Source organism: Cellulomonas denverensis, assembly GCF_012396125.1.
Lineage (GTDB): Bacteria > Actinomycetota > Actinomycetes > Actinomycetales > Cellulomonadaceae > Cellulomonas > Cellulomonas denverensis.
Map to the genome: position 1 here is coordinate 242,282 of NZ_JAAXOX010000004.1, position 19,942 is coordinate 262,223.

Below are 19,942 nucleotides of genomic sequence, written 5' to 3' on the forward strand. Positions count from 1 at the left end.
GCTCCGTGCGGATCAGATGCCGGAGTCGCGCAGGGTGCCGGTCACGTCGGACGGGGAGACCAGCAGGCACTGGATGATCCGGTCGTCGGCGCCCTCCCAACCGTCCTGCTGCGGCTGGAGCGGCATGAAGTCGAGCCCCGACTCCTCGTAGGACAGGCCGACGAACCCGGCGAACTCGTCGTAGCAGAACTGGGAGGCCTGCTCGTCGATGGCGTCCTCACCCGGGAAGTCGCCCTCGGGGAGCTCGAGCTCGGCGTAGATCTCCACGTCGTGGGCCTCATCGCACGGGATGGTGCCCGCGGTGGAGATGTCGCCGCTGCCGAGCGAGGCGTAGTCGAGGCAGTCCCCGACCCGCAGGGAGAACACGCTCGCGTCGGAGGCCTCGGTGATCTCACCGGTGGACTCGTCGCGCTCGGCGTCGTCGGAGCTGCAGGCGGCCAGCATCGTGACGGTCAGGAGGGCCGCGGCGACCACTGCGGCACGCCGGACCGGGGTTGAGAAGAGGGACATGGCCGGAAGTACAGCAACCCCCAGATGCCGGCACCGCGGGACCCGGGTGGTGTCCCGGGGCCCGGTGAGGGCGCTCGGCCCACGCGCTGAGCGGACCACTCAGACCCGATCCGCACGACGCCGCCATGACGAACGGCGCGACCCCCGTAGGGGCCGCGCCGTCTGAGTGGTGTGCCGGATCGTCAGACCCCGGAGCCCTCCAGGGTCCCGGTGATCCGCTCCGGGCTCATCAGGATGCACTGAATGGTGCGGTCGTCGACCTGCTCCCAGCCCTCCTGCAGCGGGGTCATCGGCTGGACCTCCAGCGAGGACTCCTCGTAGGACAGCCCGACGAAGCCGGCGAACTCGTCGTAGCAGAACTGGGCGGCCTGCTCCTCGATGTCGGCCGGGAAGTCGCCCTCCGGGAGGACCTTCTCGGCGTAGATCTCGGAGTCGTGCTCGTCGGAGCAGGGCACGGTCGGCAGCGAGGAGACCTCCTCCTCCAGCGCACCGGCGGACAGGTCCAGGCAGTCGCCGACTGCGACGCTGAACACGTCCGCGTCGGCGGAGGCGGTGATCTCACCGGAGGACTCGTCGCGCTGGGCCTCCGGCGCGGAGGTGGAACAACCAGAGAGGGCGAGGGTGGCCACAGCCAGGCCACCGAGGACATAGGTGAGGTTCAGCTTCCGCACAGACATGCCCCGCAGTGAACCGGACATCGAAGCGATTCGTCCACTTCGGGTGATTCGAGCGATTAGTCCGAACGGGTGACGGTCAGCCCAGAATGGCGTGCAACACCATGTAGACCACACCGGCCACCAACGCCGCCGCCGGGATGGTCAGCACCCAGGCCGCGCCGATGCTCTTGGCCACGCCCCAGCGCACCGCCGACAGCCGCTTGGTGGCGCCGACACCCATGATCGCGGAGGTGATCGTGTGCGTGGTCGACACCGGCGCGTGCAGCCAGTAGGCGTTCACGTACAGCACGATCGCGGACACCGACTCGGCCACGAAGCCGCGGGCCGGGTCCAGCTCGATGATCTTGCGGCCCAGGGTGCGCATGATCCGCCAGCCACCCGAATAGGTGCCCAGCGAGATCGCACCCGCGGCGGCCAGCTTCACCCACAGCGGGATCGAGTCGCCGTCGTGGAAGCCACCGGCCACCAGGGCCAGCACGATCACGCCCATCGTCTTCTGCGCGTCCTGCAGACCGTGACCGAGCGCCATCGCGGCGGCCGAGGCGGTCTGCGCGATCCGGAACCGGCGCTGGGCCGGCGCCGGGGACGCCCGGCGCACCAGCCACAGCACGCCGACCATCACCGCGAACGCGAGCGCGAAGCCGATCAGCGGGGAGACCACCATCGGGATGACGACCTTGTCCAGGATCGCCGACCAGTGCACCGTGATCCCGGACGCGACGCCCACCCCGGCCAGGCCGCCGATCAGCGCGTGCGTGGACGACGACGGCAGGCCGAGCCACCAGGTGATCAGGTTCCAGGTGATCGCCCCGACCAGCGCGGACAGCACGATCACCAGACCGGAATGGGGTGCGACGTCGTCGATGCTGACGATGTCGTGCGCGATGGTGGTCGCCACGTGGGTGCCCAGCAGCGCACCGACCAGGTTGAACACCGCCGCCATCAGCAGCGCCGCCCGCGGGGTCAGTGCCCGGGTGGACACCGAGGTCGCGATGGCATTCGCCGCGTCGTGGAAGCCGTTGGTGTAGTCGAAGCCGAGCGCGAACGCGACGACCACGACGACGAGCGCGATCTCCACGGGAGCTCAGGACTCCTTGAGCGCGATGGTCTCGACGGTGTTCGCGACCTTCTCGAAGGCGTCGGCCGCGTCCTCCAGCTTCTCGACGACCTCCTTCAGCTTCATCAGCAGGATCGGGTCGGCGATCTCGTCGAACATCTGGGCGAGCAGCTTGCGGTGCGACTTGTCCGCCTGGTTCTCCAGCCGGTTCACCTCGACCCAGTACTCGCCGAGGGAGTCCATCGAGCGCAGCCGCGGCATCGCGTCGGCGGTCAGCTCGGCGCACCGCTGCAGGACCTGCACCTGGTCCGACACCCGCTTGGGCAGCTCATCCAGCTTGTAGAGGACGATCAGGTCGGCCGCCTCGTCCATGAAGTCCATGCAGTCGTCCAGCGCGGAGGCCAGGCCGTAGATGTCGTCCCGGTCGAACGGGGTGACGAAGGTCTGGTTCAGCCGCCGCATGATCGAGTGGGTGGCCTCGTCGGCCAGGTGCTCGACCTCGTTGATCTGCTTGGCGATCGACTTGCGGGTCGACCGGTCCGCCCCGAGCAGCTCGGCGAGCAGATTCGCGCCGGTGACGAGGTGGGACGCCGAGGCGGCGAGGAGGTCGAAGAACGAGGTGTCGCGCGGAGTGAGGCGCAGGCGCACGGGGGGCTCCCAGTGAGAGGGCTCTGGTCAGGCACAGGCTAGGGCAGCCAACGGGTGAACACGCAACCCTCAAGATGAACGCCGGGTGAACGACGGATGCCTCCCCGCTGATCAGCGCGGGCGGTGTGACCGAGGTCCCGGCAGCGGTGTGAGCTTCGTCGCTCACGACACGCGCAGTCGGGGAGATCGGAACGGATGAGCGACGCCGGACCGGGAAGCGCCTCTCGGCGCGTGGCCGCTCGAAGCGGCTGATATTGGAGCCCGGGGCTTACCGCGGCCCGACGTCGATGTCCATTTTACTCGCCACGGCCCGGACGTCACCCGGCGGGGGCGTGAGACATCCCACCCGCCGCATGGGAATGCGTCATTCCAGCAGGTCGGCCCGCCACAGCCCGGCGGCGTGCTCCAGCTCCTCGGCGGTGCGCAACAGTCCGTCGGCGCCCCGGGTCAGCCGGCCCGCCGCGTCGGCATCCGCGAAGTCCAGGTGGTCGGCGTCGAAGGCGGCGCCGGTGGCCAGCACCCGGCAGAACGCCGCCCCGCGCTCCAGGGCCACCGCCAGGTCGCCGGTGTAGACCCCGGACAGCACCGCGTCCAGCACCTGGCGCAGTTCGTCCGGCCCGGGCGGGGACACCACTCCGGCGACCGCGTGCGACACCTGCGCCGCGTCCAGGCCGAGCCGGTACCGCTCGGCCAGGGTGCCCGGGTCGCGCCGCACCCACTCCCGCAGCACGTACAGCCGCCAGAGCGTGCCCGGCAGGGTGGTCGCCGGGCAGTCCGCCCACAGCGCCGCCAGGGTGTCCAGACCCTCGGACTCCACCAGGTGCACCAGGCGATCGAGCAGTGCCGGGTCCTCCTCCGCACCGGCCCGTCCGCCGTGCACCAGCGCCGCCGCCGTGGTGTACGCCACCCGCGAGCGCAGCGCCGGATCGATCCCACCGGGGATCTGGTCCGCGGACTGCGGGTCGAGCATGGCCGGTCGGCGGAAACGGGGGCGGGGCTGGTCGGCACTCATCACCGGCAATTGTCCGCCGCACCGCCACCCGTGGCCAACGCCGGAGCACTCACATCCCGCCCCTCGCCGCGCGCATCGCGCTGACCGGCGCTAACGTCCCGGGAGGCCGTTCCGGGTGCGGGACGTGCCGACCTGGTCAAAGGTGGGAGAGCCCTCGACCGGCGCCCAACGATGTGCACCGGCCGTCGGTCCCGCGCGTCGGAAGGATGTCGTCATGACAGGCAGTACACCCGCGCAGGGCCGGCACCCCGCGCACAACAAGGCGATCGGACTCGCGATCGCCGCCGCGGTGGGCGGATTCCTGTTCGGCTTCGACAGCTCCGTGATCAACGGCGCGGTGGACGCGATCCAGGGCCAGTTCGACCTGGGGTCCACCCTGACCGGGTTCGCGGTGGCCGTCGCGCTGCTGGGCTGTGCACTCGGCGCCTGGGCCGGTGGCCGGCTGGCCGACCACTGGGGCCGCACCAAGGTGATGGTGCTCGGCGCGGTGCTGTTCTTCATCTCCTCGATCCTGTCCGCGCTGGCGTTCAGCGTCTGGGACCTGATCCTGTGGCGGGTGCTGGCCGGTGTCGGCATCGGCATCGCCTCGGTGATCGCCCCGGCCTACATCGCGGAGATCGCCCCCGCAGCGCTGCGTGGCCGGCTCGGCTCGCTGCAGCAGCTCGCGATCACGCTGGGTATCTTCGCGGCACTGCTGTCCGACCAGTTGCTGCAGGAGGCCGCCGGTGGCGCCTCCGAGGTGCTCTGGCTGGGCTGGGAGGCGTGGCGGTGGATGTTCCTGGTCGCGGTGATCCCGGCCGCGATCTACGGCATCCTCGCGCTGCGGATCCCGGAGTCCCCGCGGTACCTGGTGGCCCAGGGCCGGCACGACGACGCGGTCAAGGTCCTGGAGGGCGTGCTCGGCGCCGACGAGGACCCCGCCGAGCGGGTGGCGCAGATCGAGCAGTCGATCAAGAAGGACCAGGAGAACGCGCAGAAGGCGACCCTGCGCGGCCCGCGGTTCGGCCTGCTGCCGGTGGTGTGGACCGGCATCCTGCTGTCGGTCTTCCAGCAGTTCGTCGGGATCAACGTGATCTTCTACTACTCGACGACACTGTGGCAGGCGGTCGGCTTCGACGAGAGCCAGTCGTTCCTGGTCTCCACCATCACCTCGGTCACCAATGTGGCGGTCACCTTCATCGCGATCGCCCTGATCGACAAGGTCGGCCGCCGCCCGATCCTGCTCACCGGGTCCGCGGGCATGACCATCTCCCTGGCGGTGATGGCGCTGGCCTTCACCCAGTCCTCCGGCTCCGGCGACGACGTGTCGCTGCCCGGCGCCTGGGGTCCGGTGGCGCTGGTCGCGGCCAATGCCTTCGTGGTGTTCTTCGGCGCGTCCTGGGGCCCGCTGGTCTGGGTGCTGCTGGGCGAGATGTTCCCGAACCGGATCCGCGCCGCCGCCCTCGGGGTGGCCGCCGCCGCGCAGTGGATCGCGAACTTCCTGATCACCGTGACCTTCCCGCCGCTGCTGGACCAGTTCGGCGCCACCGGTCCGTACCTGATGTACGCGATCTTCGCCGGGCTGTCCTTCGTCTTCGTGCTGGGCAAGGTGCCGGAGACCAAGGGCGTCGAGCTGGAGGACATGGAGAACCTGCCCCCGGCCCGCCGCCGCTGAACGACCACTCACGCACGGCCCGGTCCGCCTGAGTGGGCGGCCGGGCCGTCGTGGTGTGGAACCCTGGAGGCCGCCGGCTCGTTCACCCCGCGATGGAAAGGAAGATCGTGCCCAGCTGCCTCCCCTCCCCGCAGGTCCGTCGATGACCGGCACTCCCCTGGTCGCCCAGCAGGTGTGGGCCGGCTACGGCGGCGCCCCAGTGCTGACCGGCGTCGACCTCACCCTCGCCCCCGGTGACACCATCGGCCTGATCGGCAGCTCCGGCGCCGGCAAGTCCACCCTGATCCGGGTGCTGCTCGGGCTGAACAAGCCCACCCAGGGCCGCGCGACCTACGGCGGGCGCACCGTCTCCCGGCTGTCCCGCAAGGAGAAGAAGCACTTCCGCACCACCGTGCGGGCCGTGCACCAGGAGGGCCTGTCCGGCGCCGACCCGCGGACGAGCGTGGAGCGGCTGCTGCTGAACACCCTCAACGACGCCCGCAAGGCGGGTCTGGCCACCGGTCAGCAGCCCGCGGACGTGCTGGCCACCGTCGGCATGGAACCGCGCTTCCTGGCCCGCACCCTGCAGTCGCTGTCCGGCGGCGAGCGGCAGCGGGTGGTGCTGGCCAACGCCCTGGCCACCCGGCCGGAGATCCTGATCCTGGACGAGCCCGCCACCGCCCTGGACCCCGCGCTGCGCGACACCGTCACCGACCGGATCGCCGAGCTCACCGCGGCCGGGGTCGGCCTGCTGGTGGTCTCGCACGACCTGCGGATGGTCGACCGGCTGACCTCGGTCACCCACGTGCTGGCCGAGGGCCGGATCGTGGAGAGCGGGCCGGTGCGCCGGCTGATGACCGAGCCGCAGCACGAGGAGACCCGGGCGCTGGCCGAGGCACTGCCGGAGGCGATCGGCGGGCTGCGCTAGCCGGTATCGGATGCGCGTCGGCTCTTGTCGCGCGTTGCGCAACGCGCTACGTTTGCTCGGTGATCAAGTCGTTCCAGCACAAGGGGCTCCGGCTGTTCTTCGAGACGGGCTCCAAGGCCGGGGTCATCCCGGCGCATGCTGGGCGGCTACGGATGCAGCTCGCCGCGCTGAACACGGCGAGCCGGATCGAGGATATGGACCTGCCCGGCTATCGGCTGCACGAACTGAAAGGCGACCAGGCCGGACGGTGGTCCATCACCGTGCAGGCGAACTGGCGGATGACGTTCGAGTTCGCCCAGGGCGACGCGTACGTCGTGAGCTACGAGGACTACCACTGATGAGCGACGAGAACCTGACGGCCATGGCGAACCCGCCCCACCCGGGCGAGTTCATCGAGGCGACCTACCTGACGCCGCTGAACCTGAGCGCCCGCCAGCTCGCGGGCGCGCTCGGGGTGGCGCCCACCTCGGTGACGCGCGTGCTCGCCGGCACCGCACGGGTGACCCCGGAGATGGCGGTGCGACTGGAGAAGGTGCTGGGCCGCTCGGCGGAGTCGTGGCTGTCCATGCAGGACGCCTATGACCTCGCCCGGGCCCGCAGCGCCGGCACCGGCGCGGACCTGCGCCCCCTGCCGGACCTGGTGGCGTGATCCGACCGGGTCAGCCGGCCAGCACCATCACCTCGTCCAGCCGGGCCGGGACTTCGCGCAGCTCGGCGTCCGGCAGCACGGCGCGCACCCGGTCCAGCGGGACCCCGGCGACCCGGAGCGCCCGGCCGTCCACCGCCACCGGCAACCCGGCGGCGGACAGCGTGCGCACCGTGCCGGACCAGTCCGCGGTGACCACCTGCACCGCGGGCACCCCGGCGGTCAGCGAGGCGGGGGTGCCCTGCCGGACCACCCGGCCGCGCGCCATCAGCACCACCTCGTCGCACTGCTCGGCCTCCTGCATGTAGTGCGTGGTGACCAGCACCGCGGCACCGGCCTCCGCGGCCGCCCGGACGCTGTCCCACAGCGCCGCCCGGGCCAGCGGGTCCACCCCGGAGGTCGGCTCGTCCAGCACCAGCAGTTCCGGGCCGTGGCCGAGCGCCGCGGCGAAGGCGGTCCGCCGCTGCACGCCCAGCCCCAGCCGCCCGACCAGCCGGTCGCGGACGTCCGCCAGCTCGGCGGGCACCACCGGCTCCGCACCGAACACCTCCGCCACGAAGCCCAGGTTCTCCGCCACGGTCAGGTCGGTGGCCAGCCCGAGGCCCTGCGGCACGTAGCCGATCCGGCGCCGCACCTGCCGGGTGACCGGACCGCCCAGCACCCGGATCTCGCCACCGTCCGGGGCGAGCAGGCCGAGCACGGTGCGGATCAGGGTGGTCTTGCCGGCCCCGTTCGCGCCGAGCAGGCCGAGCACCTGGCCCGGGCGCAGGGTGAGCGAGACGTCATCCACCGCCCGCTGGTCGCCGAAGGCGGTGACCAGGTGGCGGACCTCGACGGCGGAGCCCTGCGACATGGTCCCGGGACCGCTCGGGGCGGGCTCGGCGGACGGACCCGTGGCCTCCGGGCCCCGGTGCTCCAGGGTCAGCCCGATCACGGTGTCCTCCAGGTCCGGCGCCTCCCCCGTGCCCGGTCCGCCGACCAGCTCGCGCCGCACCCGCCCGCGCCGCCAGCTCGGTCCGGTGGCCTCCCCCTCGACCGTGCGGATGCTGCCGTGCAGGGCGGTCCAGGCCCGACCCGGATCGCCGGTGTACAGCGCCGAGCCGCGGTCCAGCACCAGCACCTGCCCAGCCCGTTCCGCCTCGTCCAGATAGGTCGTGGTGAACAGGACCGTGGTGCCGTCGGCGGCGGCCTCGGTCATCATCCGCCACAGCTCGGTGCGGCTGACCGGGTCGACACCGGTGGACGGTTCGTCCAGCACCACCAGCTCGGGGGCGTGCAGCAGCGCCAGGCAGAAGCCGAGTTTCTGCCGCATCCCGCCGGAGAGCTGCCGACCCAGGCGAGCGGTGAACCGGTCCAGGTCCGCACCGGCCAGCAGCCGCCGCACCCGGTCGTCGTCGGCACGCAGGCCGTGGGTGCGGGCCACCAGGTCGACGTTCTCCGCCACCGACAGATCGCCCCATACCCCGGAGCTGGACGGCATGAAGCCCAGTGCGTCCCGACCCGGCACCCGGACCGTCCCGGCGGCCGGCAGGTCCAGCCCGACCACCAGCCGGGCCAGCGAGGTCTTGCCGGCGCCGTCGCCCCCGACCACCGCGGTGACCGATCCGGCCGGCAGCTCCAGGTCCAGCGGATCGCCCCCCGGTCGCAGGGTGACGCCGGTCAGGGCCCAGCTCATCGGGCCACCGCCCGGCGCGGGGTGATCGAGGCCCGGAACCGCCAGACCGCGAGCCCGAACACCGCCACCGCCATCCCGGCGAGCACCACCAGCGGCAGCCACAGCGAGTCGATCCCGGCCCCGCGCACCATCACGCCCTGGGCCAGCTCGATGAAGTAGGTCAGCGGCAGGCAGTAGCCGATCCAGCGCACCCCGCCCGGCATCGCGTCCAGCGGGAACAGCATCCCGGACAGCAGGATCTGCGGCAGCAGCACCAGGATCGCGGTCTGGATCGCCTGCCCTGCGTTCTGCGACACGGTCGAGATCAGCACGCCGATCCCGAGCACCAGGAACAGGAAGATCGCCCCGGCCAGTACGAACAGCCACACACTGCCCCGGAACGGCACCCCGAACAGTGCCCGGCCGACCACGGTGATCAGCACCATGTCCAGCGCGGCCAGCAGGAAGTAGGGCGCGATCTTGCCGACGATCACGTCCACCGGCCGCAGCGGCATCACCGCCAGCTGTTCCAGCGTCCCGGCGGCGCGCTCCTTGACCATCCCGATGCTGGTGATGATCGTGCCGATGAAGGTGAGGATCAGGCCGATCAGCGCCGGGACCATCACCCAGGAGGTGTCCAGGTCCGGGTTGAACAGCACCTCGCCCTGGACCCGGTCGCCGAGCTGGGCCACCAGCACCTTCGCGCTCTGCGCGGCGAAGATGTTGCTGCCGTCGATCAGCACCTCGGGCACCTCGCCGCCGGTGACCACCGCGATGTCGGCCCGGTTGGCGGCCAGGTCGGCGACGGCGTCGGCCCGGTCGGCATCGGGGCGGACGTCGTCGATCCGGAGCAGGTCCTGGCCGGCCAGCATGGTCGAGGCCTGCTCGGCCTGCGGTCCGACCACCAGGGTGTCCAGGTGGTCGACCGTGAAGTTGGCGGCGTAGCCGAAGATCGTCAGCAGCAGCAGCGGCAGCACGACCAGCATCGCCACGGTCCTGCGGTCACGCCGCAGCTCGCGGAACTCCTTGAGGATCATCGCTCGCATGGCCCGACCCTACACCCGAACCGGAACTTCCGGTTCCGGTTAATCTCCCGTAACCTGGCCGGCGTGAGAGCAGACGCCGCGCGCAACCGGCAGGCCGTGCTGGACGCCGCCCGCGGTCTGTTCACCCGGGACGGGCTGGACACCTCGATGGAGGCGGTCGCCCGGGCCGCCGGGGTGGGCGTCGGCACCGTCTACCGGCACTTCCCCGACCGCGGTGCCCTGGTCCGCGCGGTGATCGCCGACCGGATCGCCCGGGTCGGCGAGCTGGTGGCGCAGGCCCGGGCCCGGATGGACGACGACCCGGCCGCCGCCTGGTGGGACCTGTTCGACGGCATCGTCGACTCCGGGCTACCGCTGCTGGTCCCGCTGCTGGTCCCCCGGTCCGCGGACGAGGAGGTCTTCCCGGACGAGCTGCTCGCCGCCCGGGCCGCCACCGCCGCCGCCGCCGAGCAGGTGCTGCGCGCCGCCCAGGAGCACGGCGTGGTCCGCCCCGACCTGGGCGCCGCGGAGATCATGCTGCTGCTCGCCGGGGCACTGCGCCGGATGCCGGGCCTGCCGCCGGCGATCGAGGACATCCTGCTTGCCCGCCGGCTGCCCCTGGTCCGCGCCGCCCTGCGACCCGACGGCACCACCCTGCCCGGCGACCGGCTCCCGTTGCCGATGGTGCTGGACGCGCTCGGGCGGCCCTAGGCCCCGCCCGGCCTCAGCCCAGCGCCGGCGTCGAGTCCCGCACGATCAGTTCCCCGTCCAGCACCACCGTCCGGCCGGCCTCCCCGGCCAGCGCCAGCTCGACCGCCTCCCGCCCGGCCTCCACCAGCGGCAACCGGACCGTGGTCAGCGACGGGGTCACCTCGGCCGCACCGGGACCGTCGTCGAAGCCGGCCAGCGCCACGTCCTCGGGTACCCGCATCCCGGCGTCCCGCAGCGCCACCATCGCCCCGAACGCCGCCTGGTCCGCGATGGCGAACACCAGCGGCACCCCGGCACCCCGGTCGGCCAGCACCCCGGCGGCGATCAGCTCGGCCATCGCCCGCTGTCCGGCCTCCCGGGTCACCCGCGGCAGCCGGTGCACCAGCGGCGGTTCGGCGCCCAGCATCCGCAGCGTCGACTGGAACCCGTTCAGCCGGTCCGTGCCGTGCCCCGGCACATCCGGCGCCGCCAGCACCACGAACCGCCGGTACCCCCGGTCGTGCAGCTCGCGGGCCAGCCGGGAGGCGCTGCGGTGATCGGCGACGTCCACCCCGCTGGTGCCGGGCATACTCGCCCCGATCAGCGCCGCACTGCCCCCGGCGTCCAGGTACGACTCCAGCGACCGCATCGCGGCCAGATCCGCCTCGCCGTTGCCGGTGGGCCCGCCGACCAGCACCATCGCCCGCACCCGCTGCCGGGCCAGCGCGTCGATCACGCTTGCCTCCCGGCCCGGCACCTCCCGGGTGCTGGCCAGGGTCACGCTCAGGCCCGCGTCGTCCGCCGCACCGGTCACCCCGGCGGTCACCGCGCCGAACATCGGGTCGGTGACATCCCGCACCACCAGCCCGATCGCATTCGTGCGGCCCCGGGCCATCGCCTGCGCCACCCCGTCCGGTGCGTACCGCAGCTTCTCGGCCGCCGCGTGCACCCGGCGGGCCAGCTCCGGTCCGACGGTGCGGGTGGCACTGCCGTTGAGCGCGCGGGAGGCGGTCGCCAACGAGACACCGGCCTCCCGTGCCACGTCGCTGAGGGTCACCGGGCGCGTCATACCCCCGACGGTAGGCGCTCGTGGCCCCGGGGCGACAGCACCACCGGGGGTGTCAGCACCCGGATGAGTCGCCAGTCACATCAGTAGCACCGGCCTGGCCGGGCACTGAACACACCGGAGGCCGGGACGCGGCGTGCGTCCCGGCCTCCGGCGCTGTCGTGCTGGTCGTGCTCAAGCGGGCATCAGCCCGGTGCCACCGTCGCCCGAGGAGGCGATCGGCGGGGCCGGCGGCACGTCGGTGCCGGAGGCCGGGTTGCCCGAGGAGCTCGCGCCCACCGACACCGGCTCCTTGGCCCGCGGGCCACGGTCGTCGCCGCGGAAGGTGAACTCGCCGAGCAGGCCCTCGCCCTCGGCGTCCACGATCACCTGCTGGCCCGAGTGCAGCTCGCCGAACAGGATCTTCTCGGACAGCACGTCCTCGATCTCCCGCTGCAGCGCGCGGCGCAGCGGCCGGGCGCCGAGCACCGGGTCGTAGCCCTTCTCGCTCAGCAGCTTCTTGGCCGCCTCGGTCAGCTCGATGCCCATGTCCTTGTCCCGCAGGCGGGCGTCCAGCTTCGCGACCATCAGGTCGACGATCTGGAAGATCTCCTCCTGGGACAGCTGCGGGAAGACCACCACGTCGTCGACGCGGTTCAGGAACTCCGGGCGGAAGTGGGTCTTCAGCTCGTCGTTCACCTTCGCCTTCATCCGCTCGTAGGACGTCGACAGGTCGCCACCGGCCTGGAAACCGGTCTGCACGCCCTTGGCGATGTCCCGGGTCCCGAGGTTGGTGGTCATGATGATCACGGTGTTCTTGAAGTCGACCACCCGGCCCTGGGAGTCGGTCAGGCGACCGTCCTCCAGGATCTGCAGCAGCGAGTTGAAGATGTCCGGGTGTGCCTTCTCGACCTCGTCGAACAGCACCACCGAGAACGGCCGGCGACGGACCTTCTCGGTCAGCTGGCCACCCTCGTCGTAACCGACGTACCCGGGCGGGGAACCGAACAGCCGGGACACGGTGTGCTTCTCCGAGAACTCGGACATGTCGAGCTGGATCAGCGCGTCCTCGTCCCCGAACAGGAACTCGGCCAGCGCCTTGGCCAGCTCGGTCTTCCCGACACCGGTCGGCCCGGCGAAGATGAACGACCCACCCGGCCGCTTCGGGTCCTTCAGGCCCGCACGGGTCCGGCGGATCGCCTGCGACAGCGCCTTGATCGCGGCGTTCTGCCCGACCACGCGCTTGTGCAACTCGTCCTCCATCTTGAGCAGCCGGCTGGACTCCTCCTCGGTCAGCTTGAACACCGGGATCCCGGTGGCCAGCGCCAGGACCTCGGCGATCAGCTCCTCGTCCACCTCGGCCACGGCGTCCAGGTCACCGGACTTCCAGGCCTTCTCCTTCTCCTGGCGCTTGAGCCCGAGCTGCTTCTCCTCGTCGCGCAGCCGCGCGGCCTTCTCGAAGTCCTGCTCGTCGATCGCCGACTCCTTGTCGCGGCGGGTCTCGGCGATCTGCTCGTCGAGCTCGCGCAGCTCCGGCGGGGCGGTCATCCGGCGGATCCGCAGCCGGGCACCGGCCTCGTCCACCAGGTCGATCGCCTTGTCCGGCAGGAACCGGTCGTTCACGTAGCGGTCGGCCAGGGTCGCGGCCGCCACCAGGGCACCGTCGGTGATCGACACCCGGTGGTGCGCCTCGTACCGGTCGCGCAGGCCCTTGAGGATCTCGATCGCGTGCGCCAGCGACGGCTCGGCGACCTGGATCGGCTGGAACCGGCGCTCCAGCGCGGCGTCCTTCTCGATGTACTTGCGGTACTCGTCCAGCGTGGTCGCACCGATGGTCTGCAGCTCACCGCGGGCCAGCATCGGCTTGAGGATGCTGGCGGCGTCGATCGCGCCCTCGGCGGCACCCGCACCCACCAGGGTGTGGATCTCGTCGATGAACAGGATGATGTCGCCGCGGGTGCGGATCTCCTTGAGCACCTTCTTCAGGCGCTCCTCGAAGTCACCGCGGTACCGGGACCCGGCCACCAGGGCGCCCAGGTCCAGCGTGTACAGCTGCTTGTCCTTCAGCGTCTCCGGCACGTCGCCCCGGACGATGTCCTGGGCCAGGCCCTCGACCACGGCCGTCTTGCCGACACCGGGCTCACCGATCAGCACCGGGTTGTTCTTGGTGCGGCGGGACAGCACCTGCATGACCCGCTCGATCTCCTTCTCGCGCCCGATCACCGGGTCGAGCTTGCCCTCACGGGCGGCCTGGGTCAGATTGCGGCCGAACTGGTCCAGCACCGCCGACCCGGACGGCTGCCCCTCCTGCGGGCCGCCGGCCGACACCGGCTCCTTGCCCTGGTAACCGGACAGCAGCTGGATGACCTGCTGGCGCACCCGGTTCAGGTCGGCGCCGAGCTTGGTCAGCACCTGGGCGGCGACGCCCTCACCCTCGCGGATCAGGCCGAGCAGGATGTGCTCGGTGCCGATGTAGTTGTGGCCGAGCTGCAGGGCCTCGCGCAGCGACAGCTCCAGCACCTTCTTGGCGCGGGGCGTGAACGGGATGTGCCCGCTCGGCGCCTGCTGGCCCTCGCCGATGATCTCCTGCACCTGCGCGCGCACGGCGTCCAGCGAGATGTTGAGGGACTCCAGCGCCTTGGCTGCGACGCCCTCCCCCTCGTGGATCAGGCCCAGGAGGATGTGCTCGGTCCCGATGTAGTTGTGGTTGAGCATCCGCGCCTCTTCCTGGGCGAGGACGACCACCCGACGGGCACGGTCGGTGAATCTCTCGAACATGTGCACTCCTCACGAGCGGCGTCCCCGGAGGCCGGACAGGTCCTGGCCGGACACACCGAGGGCTGGCGTTGTTCGATGCTAACGGCGGGGGTGGGGCTGGGCGTCCCGTGTTCGCCGCTGGCGTGACGACCCCCGCCCCCGCCCCACCTACCGCCCGTCCCGCTTCGCCTGCCGCCGCGCCCCCTGCGCCAGGCTGTCCGCGTCCCGCTTCACCCCACCGGTGGTCTTCACGTGCTCCCGCACCCGCCCGGTGTCCACCTCGTCCGACGGCTCGGCCCCCACGTGCGGCCCGGGCGACCGTCCGGCGCGGGCCTGGGCGATCCGCTCGTCGCGCAGGTCCTCGGCGGCCTGGTGGGCGACCTCGGCGAGCCGGGCGGAGACGACCGACAGGGCCTCCTCGAAGGCGGCGAGCCGGATCCGGTGTTTCTCGTTCAGGGGGGCGGACTCGCCGCGGGCGCCGATCTCGTCGATCTGGTCGGCGGCGGTGCGGCGGTAGATCGAGATCTTCTTGTTGCGGGCCTTGCGGATCCGGCGGTGCAGGTTGAGCAGCTCGTCCTCGTCGAGCTCGGCCATCCGGTCGGGTTCGACCTCGCGGATCAGGTCCATCTCGCGGCGCTTGAGCACCCACAGGTAGTCGTCCATGGCACCTCCATGTGCGGACCGGCGGGCCTCGTTGCCCGCGGTGTGTCCGCGTCAGGGTGTCAGGCGGTCGCGCTCCCAGGGGAATGGGTTTCCCCTGGGAGCGCGATGGTCACTCGGCGTCGAGGTCGCGGGAGAGCAGGGCGACCAGGTCGTCCAGCACGGCGTTGGCGCCGTCGGCGTCGGAGCTGAGCTCGACGGTCTCACCGTTCTTGACGCCGAGGCCCATGACCATGAGCAGGCTGGTGGCGTCGACCGGGGCGCCGCCCTCCTTGGCGATGGTGACCGGGATGCCGTGGCCCTGGACCGCGCGGGTGAACAGGGAGGCGGGGCGGGCGTGCAGCCCGACCGCGGAGGCGACGGCGACCTGACGAGTGGCCATGGGGAGTGTCCTTCCAACGGGAGTGCGAGGTCTCGAGTGTGCCTCATCCCGGCGCTGCGCTCAGAGGTACCCACCGGTGGTGGTGTCGGGGGCGGGTACGGCGGGCTCGGGGACGGTGCCGGGCAGCAGGATGCTCCGGCCCCGGTCGCCGCCGGGGACGAGCAGCCAGCGGCGGTGGGTGTCCGGGCATTCGCGGACGCCGGCCGGGAGGGTGCCGCCGAGGTCGAGTCCGGCGGCGGCGGTCGGGTCGGAGCGAACCAGGTGCTGATCGGCGTAGCCGTCGGCGTCGGACCCGCGGATCGCACCGGCGTTCCAGCAGACACACCGGCCGAGGTCGACGGCCTCCCGGGCGCGGCCGGCGGCGCGCTTGCGGCGGGCCAGCCGCGCGGAGGAGCGGCGCCGGAGGGAGAGCAGGAGCTGCGGGCCGCAGAGCAGGCCGGCGACCACGGCGAGGCCGAGGGCCAGGTCGGCGGCGGTGGAGTCGCCGGAATCCGCATTGGGATCGATGGCGGTCAGGACCAGGACGACGACGATCAGGGCGAGGATCGCGCCGCAGACCGAACCGAGCAGGCCGAGGGCGACCGTCAGGGCCCGTGAACTGCCGCCGGAGCGGATCCGGCGCAGCGCGGCGTTGTCGGCGGGGCCGAGCTGGGGGTAGAGGGTCGGCCAGCCCTTCCAGCCGGTCACCACCAGCGCGGGCCCCGACCCGGCGATCAGCGCACTCGGCCAGCCGAACTGGTCCACCCCGACGCAGACCACGACGAAGGCGGCGACCAGGGCCGCCAGGAACCAGGTCGACCGCCAGTGCCCAGGACGCATCGCCCGGTCGCGCAGCAGTGCCTCGATGGCCGGGCTGCCGGGCCGCAGCCGGTCCAGGGCGGTCAGCAGCAGGGTGGGGCCCTCCCGGTCGCCCCGGCGGGCCAGGTCGTCGAGCACCTCGGTCAGGACACCGGGGTCCTCGTCGGCGGGCGGCTGGGCCTCGACCAGGGCGGTGGCGCAGTCGGTGACGGTGTCGGCGATCCGGTACGGGTCCTGACGGGGGCGCTGGGCCAGCACGGCGGTGACCCGGCGGCGGAGTCGGCCGGGGGTGCAGCCGGGTCGCAGCCGGCGGGCGGCGTCGTCGGCCAGCGCCAGGTCACCGGTCTGGGCGCCGATGGTGGCCAGCAGGTCGGCGAGCTGGTCGCCGTGGGCGCTGCCGGCGTCGGCACCCCAGCGCATCAGGGCGCCGCGGGCCTCGTCGTCGCCCTGGGCGGCCAGGCAGGCGAGGGCGATCACGTCGTTCCAGTCCCGGGGACGCTCGGCGATCAGCTCGCCGGGGTCCTGGCGGGGCAGCAGGGCGAGCGCCTCGGTGGGGCGGCCGAGCCGGAGCAGCAGCCGGGCATGCGCCACCGGGGTGAGGGCGTCGCCGTCGAGGCCGCGGATCCCGGCGACCAGGCGTTCGGCGAGCGGGTAGGCCTCCTCCTCGTCCGCCGCCTGGGCCCAGCCGGTCCAGAGCCGGGCACGATCGTCGAGGTCGGCGGGTGTGGTCGAGGTCACCGGTGCAGTGTGCTGGCCGGCCCGGGATCCGGTGGTCACACACCGCCGAAATCGCCCGGTCGGCCCAACCCTCGATCCGACACGCCGAAGGCCGGGAAATCGATCCGCGGTCGCCACCGGGCACGTCGTGGCTCGCCAGGACCTTGGTCCCTGAACACCCCCCATGTTGTGTTGCGAGTCTTGCTCAGCCACTACATCTAGTGGTAGTACCACAAACCCGGCGAAAGGGATGACTCGGGATGACCGCGATGGAGATCGACCGTCCGCAGGTGGCCGAGGCTGCCACTCTGACCGTGCGCAAGCGGGACGGCCGGGTTCTCCCCTATGACGGTTCCCGGATCCAGGGCGCGCTGCGCAAGGCCTTCGTCGAGGTCTACGGCGAGATCTCCCCGCTGCACCAGTTGATGCTGACCGACCTGGTCGACCAGGCGCACACCGAGCTGGCCGCACGCTTCACCGGCGAGGTGAAGATCTACGAGATCCAGAACGTGGTCGAGCACATCCTGCTGGAGTCGCACGAGTACGAGGTGGCGCAGGCGTACATCGACTACCGAGTGCAGCGTGACCTGGCCCGCAGCCGGGCGCTGGACGTCAACCACTCGGTCGGCCAGCTGATCGGCAAGGACCAGACGGTCGTCAACGAGAACGCCAACAAGGACAGCGACGTCTTCAACACCCAGCGCGACCTGACCGCCGGCGCGGTGGGCAAGGCGATCGGCCTGCGGATGCTGCCGCCGCACGTGGCGAATGCGCACGCCAAGGGCGATCTGCACTACCACGACCTGGATTACCACCCCTATGCGCCGATGACGAACTGCTGCCTGATCGACTTCCGGACCATGCTCGCCGACGGGTTCCGGATCGGGAACGCACAGGTCGACCCGCCGCGGTCGATCCAGACCGCCACCGCCCAGATCTCGCAGATCATCGCGAACGTCTCCTCCAGCCAGTACGGCGGCTGCTCGGTGAACCGGATCGACGAGCTGCTGGCGCCCTACGCGGAGAAGAACTTCGCCAAGCACATGGCGGACGCCGAGCGCTGGATCGAGGACCCGAGCCGGCGGGAGGAGTACGCGCGGGAGAAGACCCGCAAGGACATCTACGACGCGATGCAGTCGTTGGAGTACGAGATCAACACCCTGTTCACCTCGAACGGGCAGACCCCGTTCACCTCGGTGGGCTTCGGACTGGGCACCGGCTGGTTCGAGCGGGAGATCCAGCGGGCGATCCTGCAGATCCGGATCCTCGGACTGGGCAAGGAGCGCCGGACCGCGATCTTCCCGAAGCTGATCTTCACCCTGCGCCGCGGCGTCAATCTGGAGGCCGCCGACCCGAACTACGACCTCAAGCAGCTCGCGGTCGAGTGCGCCACCAAGCGGATGTACCCGGACATCCTCAGCTACGACAAGATCGTCGAGATCACCGGCTCGTTCAAGGTCCCGATGGGCTGCCGCTCGTTCCTGCAGGGCTGGACGGACGAGAACGGCGAGGACGTGGTCGAGGGCCGGATGAACCTGGGCGTGGTCACGCTCAACATCCCGCGGATCGCGCTGGAGACCCGCGGCGACCTGGACGCGTTCTGGACCCTGCTGGAGCAGCGGCTGTCCACCGTGCACGACGCCCTGCTGTTCCGGGTCGAGCGGTGCAAGGAGGCGGTGCCGGAGAACGCGCCGATCCTGTACGTGCACGGCGCCTTCGGCCAGCGGCTGTCCCCCGGTGACGACGTCGACGCGCTGTTCCGCAACGGCCGGGCCACGGTGTCCCTGGGCTACATCGGGCTGTACGAGGCGGCGGCGGCGTTCTACGGCGGCGAGTGGGAGAACGACCCGGAGGCCAAGGCCTTCACCCTGCGCGTGCTGCGCACCCTGAACGCCCGGGCCAAGGCGTGGACCGCCGAGCACGGCTACCAGTTCAGCGTCTACTCCACCCCGTCCGAGTCGCTGACCGACCGGTTCTGCCGCCTGGACAAGAAGAAGTTCGGCTCGGTGCCCGACATCACCGACAAGGACTACTACACCAACTCCTTCCACTACGACGTGCGCAAGTCGCCGACCCCGTTCGAGAAGCTCGACTTCGAGGCGGAGTACCCGCAGTACGCCTCCGGCGGGTTCATCCACTACTGCGAGTACCCGGTGCTGCAGCAGAACCCGAAGGCGTTGGAGGCGGTCTGGGACTACGCCTACGACCGGGTCGGCTACCTGGGGACCAACACCCCGATCGACCACTGCCTGGAGTGCGACTTCTCCGGCGACTTCACCCCGACCGAACGCGGCTTCGCCTGCCCGGCATGCGGCAACACCGACCCGCGGACCTGCGACGTGGTCAAGCGCACCTGCGGCTACCTGGGCAACCCCCAGCAGCGCCCGATGGTGCACGGCCGGCACGTGGAGATCTCCTCCCGGGTCAAGCACATGGAAGGCAGCACCGGTTCGCTCCCGAGCGGGTCATGACCAGGGACCCGCGCCCGGACTGGACCGCCGAGCGGCTCAGCCAGCGCCGGGTCGCCGACTACAAGCCGTTCGTGATGGTCGACGGCGAGGGGGTGCGCTGCTCGCTGTACGTCAGCGGCTGCCCCTTCGCCTGCGACGGCTGCTTCAACGAGGCCGCCTGGTCCTTCCGCTACGGCACCCCCTTCGACGACGAGCTGGCCGACCGGATCGCCGCCGACCTCCGGCACCCCGCGGTCCAAGGGCTGTCCCTGCTCGGCGGCGAGCCGTTCCTCAACACCCAGGTCTGCCTGGAGGTGGTCCGGCGGCTGCGGGCCGAGCACGGCCGGGCCAAGGACGTGTGGTGCTGGACCGGCTACACCCTCGAGGAACTGCTGGTCGAGGGCGGCGACAAGCTGGCGCTGCTGGCCGAGGTGGACGTGCTGGTCGACGGCCGGTTCGAGCTGGCCAGCAAGGATCTGTCGCTGGCGTTCCGGGGCAGCCGCAACCAGCGGGTGCTGGACGTGCCGGCGTCACTGGCGGCCGGGGTCGCGGTGCCGTGGGCCGGTGGGCTGCGGGAGGCCGAGGGCGCCGAGCAGGTGGACCGGCGCGCGATGATCTGACCGGAACCCCCCGCCACCCCCGCTCGTTCACCC

19 protein-coding genes are annotated in these 19,942 nt (G+C 71.7%); 7 read left to right on the forward strand and 12 right to left on the reverse strand.

Annotated features, from left to right (window positions below; translation table 11 throughout):
• Window positions 1–12 precede the first annotated feature (12 nt).
• The 5 genes from HGA03_RS10380 to HGA03_RS10400 all read right to left on the reverse strand — a co-directional run bounded on the left by HGA03_RS10380 (window position 13) and on the right by HGA03_RS10400 (window position 3,862).
• A complete protein-coding gene (locus HGA03_RS10380) occupies window positions 13–510 on the reverse strand; it encodes a septum formation family protein (protein WP_168630186.1) in 498 nt (165 codons plus the stop codon).
• 182 nt (window positions 511–692) lie between these two features.
• A complete protein-coding gene (locus tag HGA03_RS10385) occupies window positions 693–1,187 on the reverse strand; it encodes a septum formation family protein (RefSeq protein ID WP_168630187.1) in 495 nt (164 codons plus the stop codon).
• A gap of 76 nt (window positions 1,188–1,263) precedes the next feature.
• Window positions 1,264–2,265, reverse strand: a complete 1,002-nt coding sequence (locus HGA03_RS10390) for an inorganic phosphate transporter (RefSeq protein ID WP_168630188.1) — start codon at window positions 2,263–2,265, stop codon at window positions 1,264–1,266.
• Between the two features lie 6 nt (window positions 2,266–2,271).
• Window positions 2,272–2,892: a DUF47 domain-containing protein gene (locus HGA03_RS10395; RefSeq protein ID WP_168630189.1), complete on the reverse strand. Its 621-nt coding sequence runs from the start codon at window positions 2,890–2,892 to the stop codon at window positions 2,272–2,274.
• Between the two features lie 364 nt (window positions 2,893–3,256).
• Window positions 3,257–3,862, reverse strand: a complete 606-nt coding sequence (locus HGA03_RS10400) for a hypothetical protein (RefSeq protein WP_168630337.1) — start codon at window positions 3,860–3,862, stop codon at window positions 3,257–3,259.
• 256 nt (window positions 3,863–4,118) lie between these two features.
• Between HGA03_RS10400 and HGA03_RS10405 the strand changes: the two genes are divergently transcribed.
• From HGA03_RS10405 to HGA03_RS10420, 4 genes are all read left to right on the forward strand, one after another.
• Window positions 4,119–5,558, forward strand: a complete 1,440-nt coding sequence (locus tag HGA03_RS10405; RefSeq protein WP_168630190.1) for a sugar porter family MFS transporter — start codon at window positions 4,119–4,121, stop codon at window positions 5,556–5,558.
• A 142-nt stretch (window positions 5,559–5,700) separates the two neighbouring features.
• Window positions 5,701–6,465 carry an ABC transporter ATP-binding protein gene (locus HGA03_RS10410; protein ID WP_168630191.1) on the forward strand — a complete coding sequence of 255 codons (765 nt, stop codon included), beginning with the start codon at window positions 5,701–5,703 and terminating at the stop codon, window positions 6,463–6,465.
• 59 nt (window positions 6,466–6,524) lie between these two features.
• Window positions 6,525–6,803: a type II toxin-antitoxin system RelE/ParE family toxin gene (locus tag HGA03_RS10415; protein WP_168630192.1), complete on the forward strand. Its 279-nt coding sequence runs from the start codon at window positions 6,525–6,527 to the stop codon at window positions 6,801–6,803.
• A complete protein-coding gene (locus HGA03_RS10420; RefSeq protein ID WP_203767024.1) occupies window positions 6,803–7,114 on the forward strand; it encodes a HigA family addiction module antitoxin in 312 nt (103 codons plus the stop codon). Before HGA03_RS10415 ends, HGA03_RS10420 begins: the two co-directional genes overlap by 1 nt.
• Before the next feature lie 10 nt (window positions 7,115–7,124).
• On the opposite strand, the gene HGA03_RS10425 is transcribed toward HGA03_RS10420, so the two are convergent.
• Both HGA03_RS10425 and HGA03_RS10430 read right to left on the reverse strand, forming a co-directional pair.
• Window positions 7,125–8,786 (reverse strand): ATP-binding cassette domain-containing protein, encoded by a 1,662-nt coding sequence (locus tag HGA03_RS10425; protein WP_168630193.1) that lies wholly within the window; start codon window positions 8,784–8,786, stop codon window positions 7,125–7,127.
• Entirely contained in the window at window positions 8,783–9,811 is a 1,029-nt protein-coding gene (locus HGA03_RS10430) for an ABC transporter permease (RefSeq protein ID WP_203767021.1), read from the reverse strand. The genes HGA03_RS10425 and HGA03_RS10430 overlap by 4 nt, the downstream gene beginning before the upstream one ends.
• A 63-nt stretch (window positions 9,812–9,874) precedes the next feature.
• On the opposite strand from HGA03_RS10430, the gene HGA03_RS10435 reads away from it, so the two are divergent.
• A complete protein-coding gene (locus HGA03_RS10435; RefSeq protein WP_168630194.1) occupies window positions 9,875–10,501 on the forward strand; it encodes a TetR/AcrR family transcriptional regulator in 627 nt (208 codons plus the stop codon).
• Between the two features lie 13 nt (window positions 10,502–10,514).
• Here the strand turns inward: HGA03_RS10435 and HGA03_RS10440 are convergent, their stop codons facing one another.
• The 5 genes from HGA03_RS10440 to HGA03_RS10460 form a co-directional block, all read right to left on the reverse strand.
• The gene (locus HGA03_RS10440; RefSeq protein ID WP_168630195.1) at window positions 10,515–11,549 is read right to left on the reverse strand and encodes a LacI family DNA-binding transcriptional regulator; all 1,035 of its coding nucleotides are present in this window, start codon (window positions 11,547–11,549) and stop codon (window positions 10,515–10,517) included.
• Between the two features lie 171 nt (window positions 11,550–11,720).
• Window positions 11,721–14,303 (reverse strand): ATP-dependent Clp protease ATP-binding subunit, encoded by a 2,583-nt coding sequence (locus HGA03_RS19350; RefSeq protein ID WP_168630196.1) that lies wholly within the window; start codon window positions 14,301–14,303, stop codon window positions 11,721–11,723.
• A gap of 147 nt (window positions 14,304–14,450) precedes the next feature.
• Window positions 14,451–14,945: a hypothetical protein gene (locus tag HGA03_RS10450; protein WP_168630197.1), complete on the reverse strand. Its 495-nt coding sequence runs from the start codon at window positions 14,943–14,945 to the stop codon at window positions 14,451–14,453.
• A 109-nt stretch (window positions 14,946–15,054) separates the two neighbouring features.
• Entirely contained in the window at window positions 15,055–15,324 is a 270-nt protein-coding gene (locus tag HGA03_RS10455; protein WP_168630198.1) for an HPr family phosphocarrier protein, read from the reverse strand.
• A 60-nt stretch (window positions 15,325–15,384) separates the two neighbouring features.
• On the reverse strand, window positions 15,385–16,860 hold the full coding sequence (locus HGA03_RS10460) for a hypothetical protein (protein WP_168630199.1): 1,476 nt from the start codon (window positions 16,858–16,860) through the stop codon (window positions 15,385–15,387).
• A 248-nt stretch (window positions 16,861–17,108) separates the two neighbouring features.
• Here HGA03_RS10460 and nrdD point away from each other — a divergent pair, with 248 nt between their 5' ends.
• Together nrdD and nrdG are read left to right on the forward strand one after the other, a co-directional pair.
• Complete coding sequence (nrdD, locus tag HGA03_RS10465; RefSeq protein ID WP_203767019.1) at window positions 17,109–19,310, forward strand: anaerobic ribonucleoside-triphosphate reductase; 2,202 nt, start codon at window positions 17,109–17,111, stop codon at window positions 19,308–19,310.
• Window positions 19,307–19,909, forward strand: a complete 603-nt coding sequence (gene nrdG, locus HGA03_RS10470; protein WP_168630201.1) for an anaerobic ribonucleoside-triphosphate reductase activating protein — start codon at window positions 19,307–19,309, stop codon at window positions 19,907–19,909. The genes nrdD and nrdG overlap by 4 nt, the downstream gene beginning before the upstream one ends.
• Window positions 19,910–19,942: the final 33 nt, after the last annotated feature.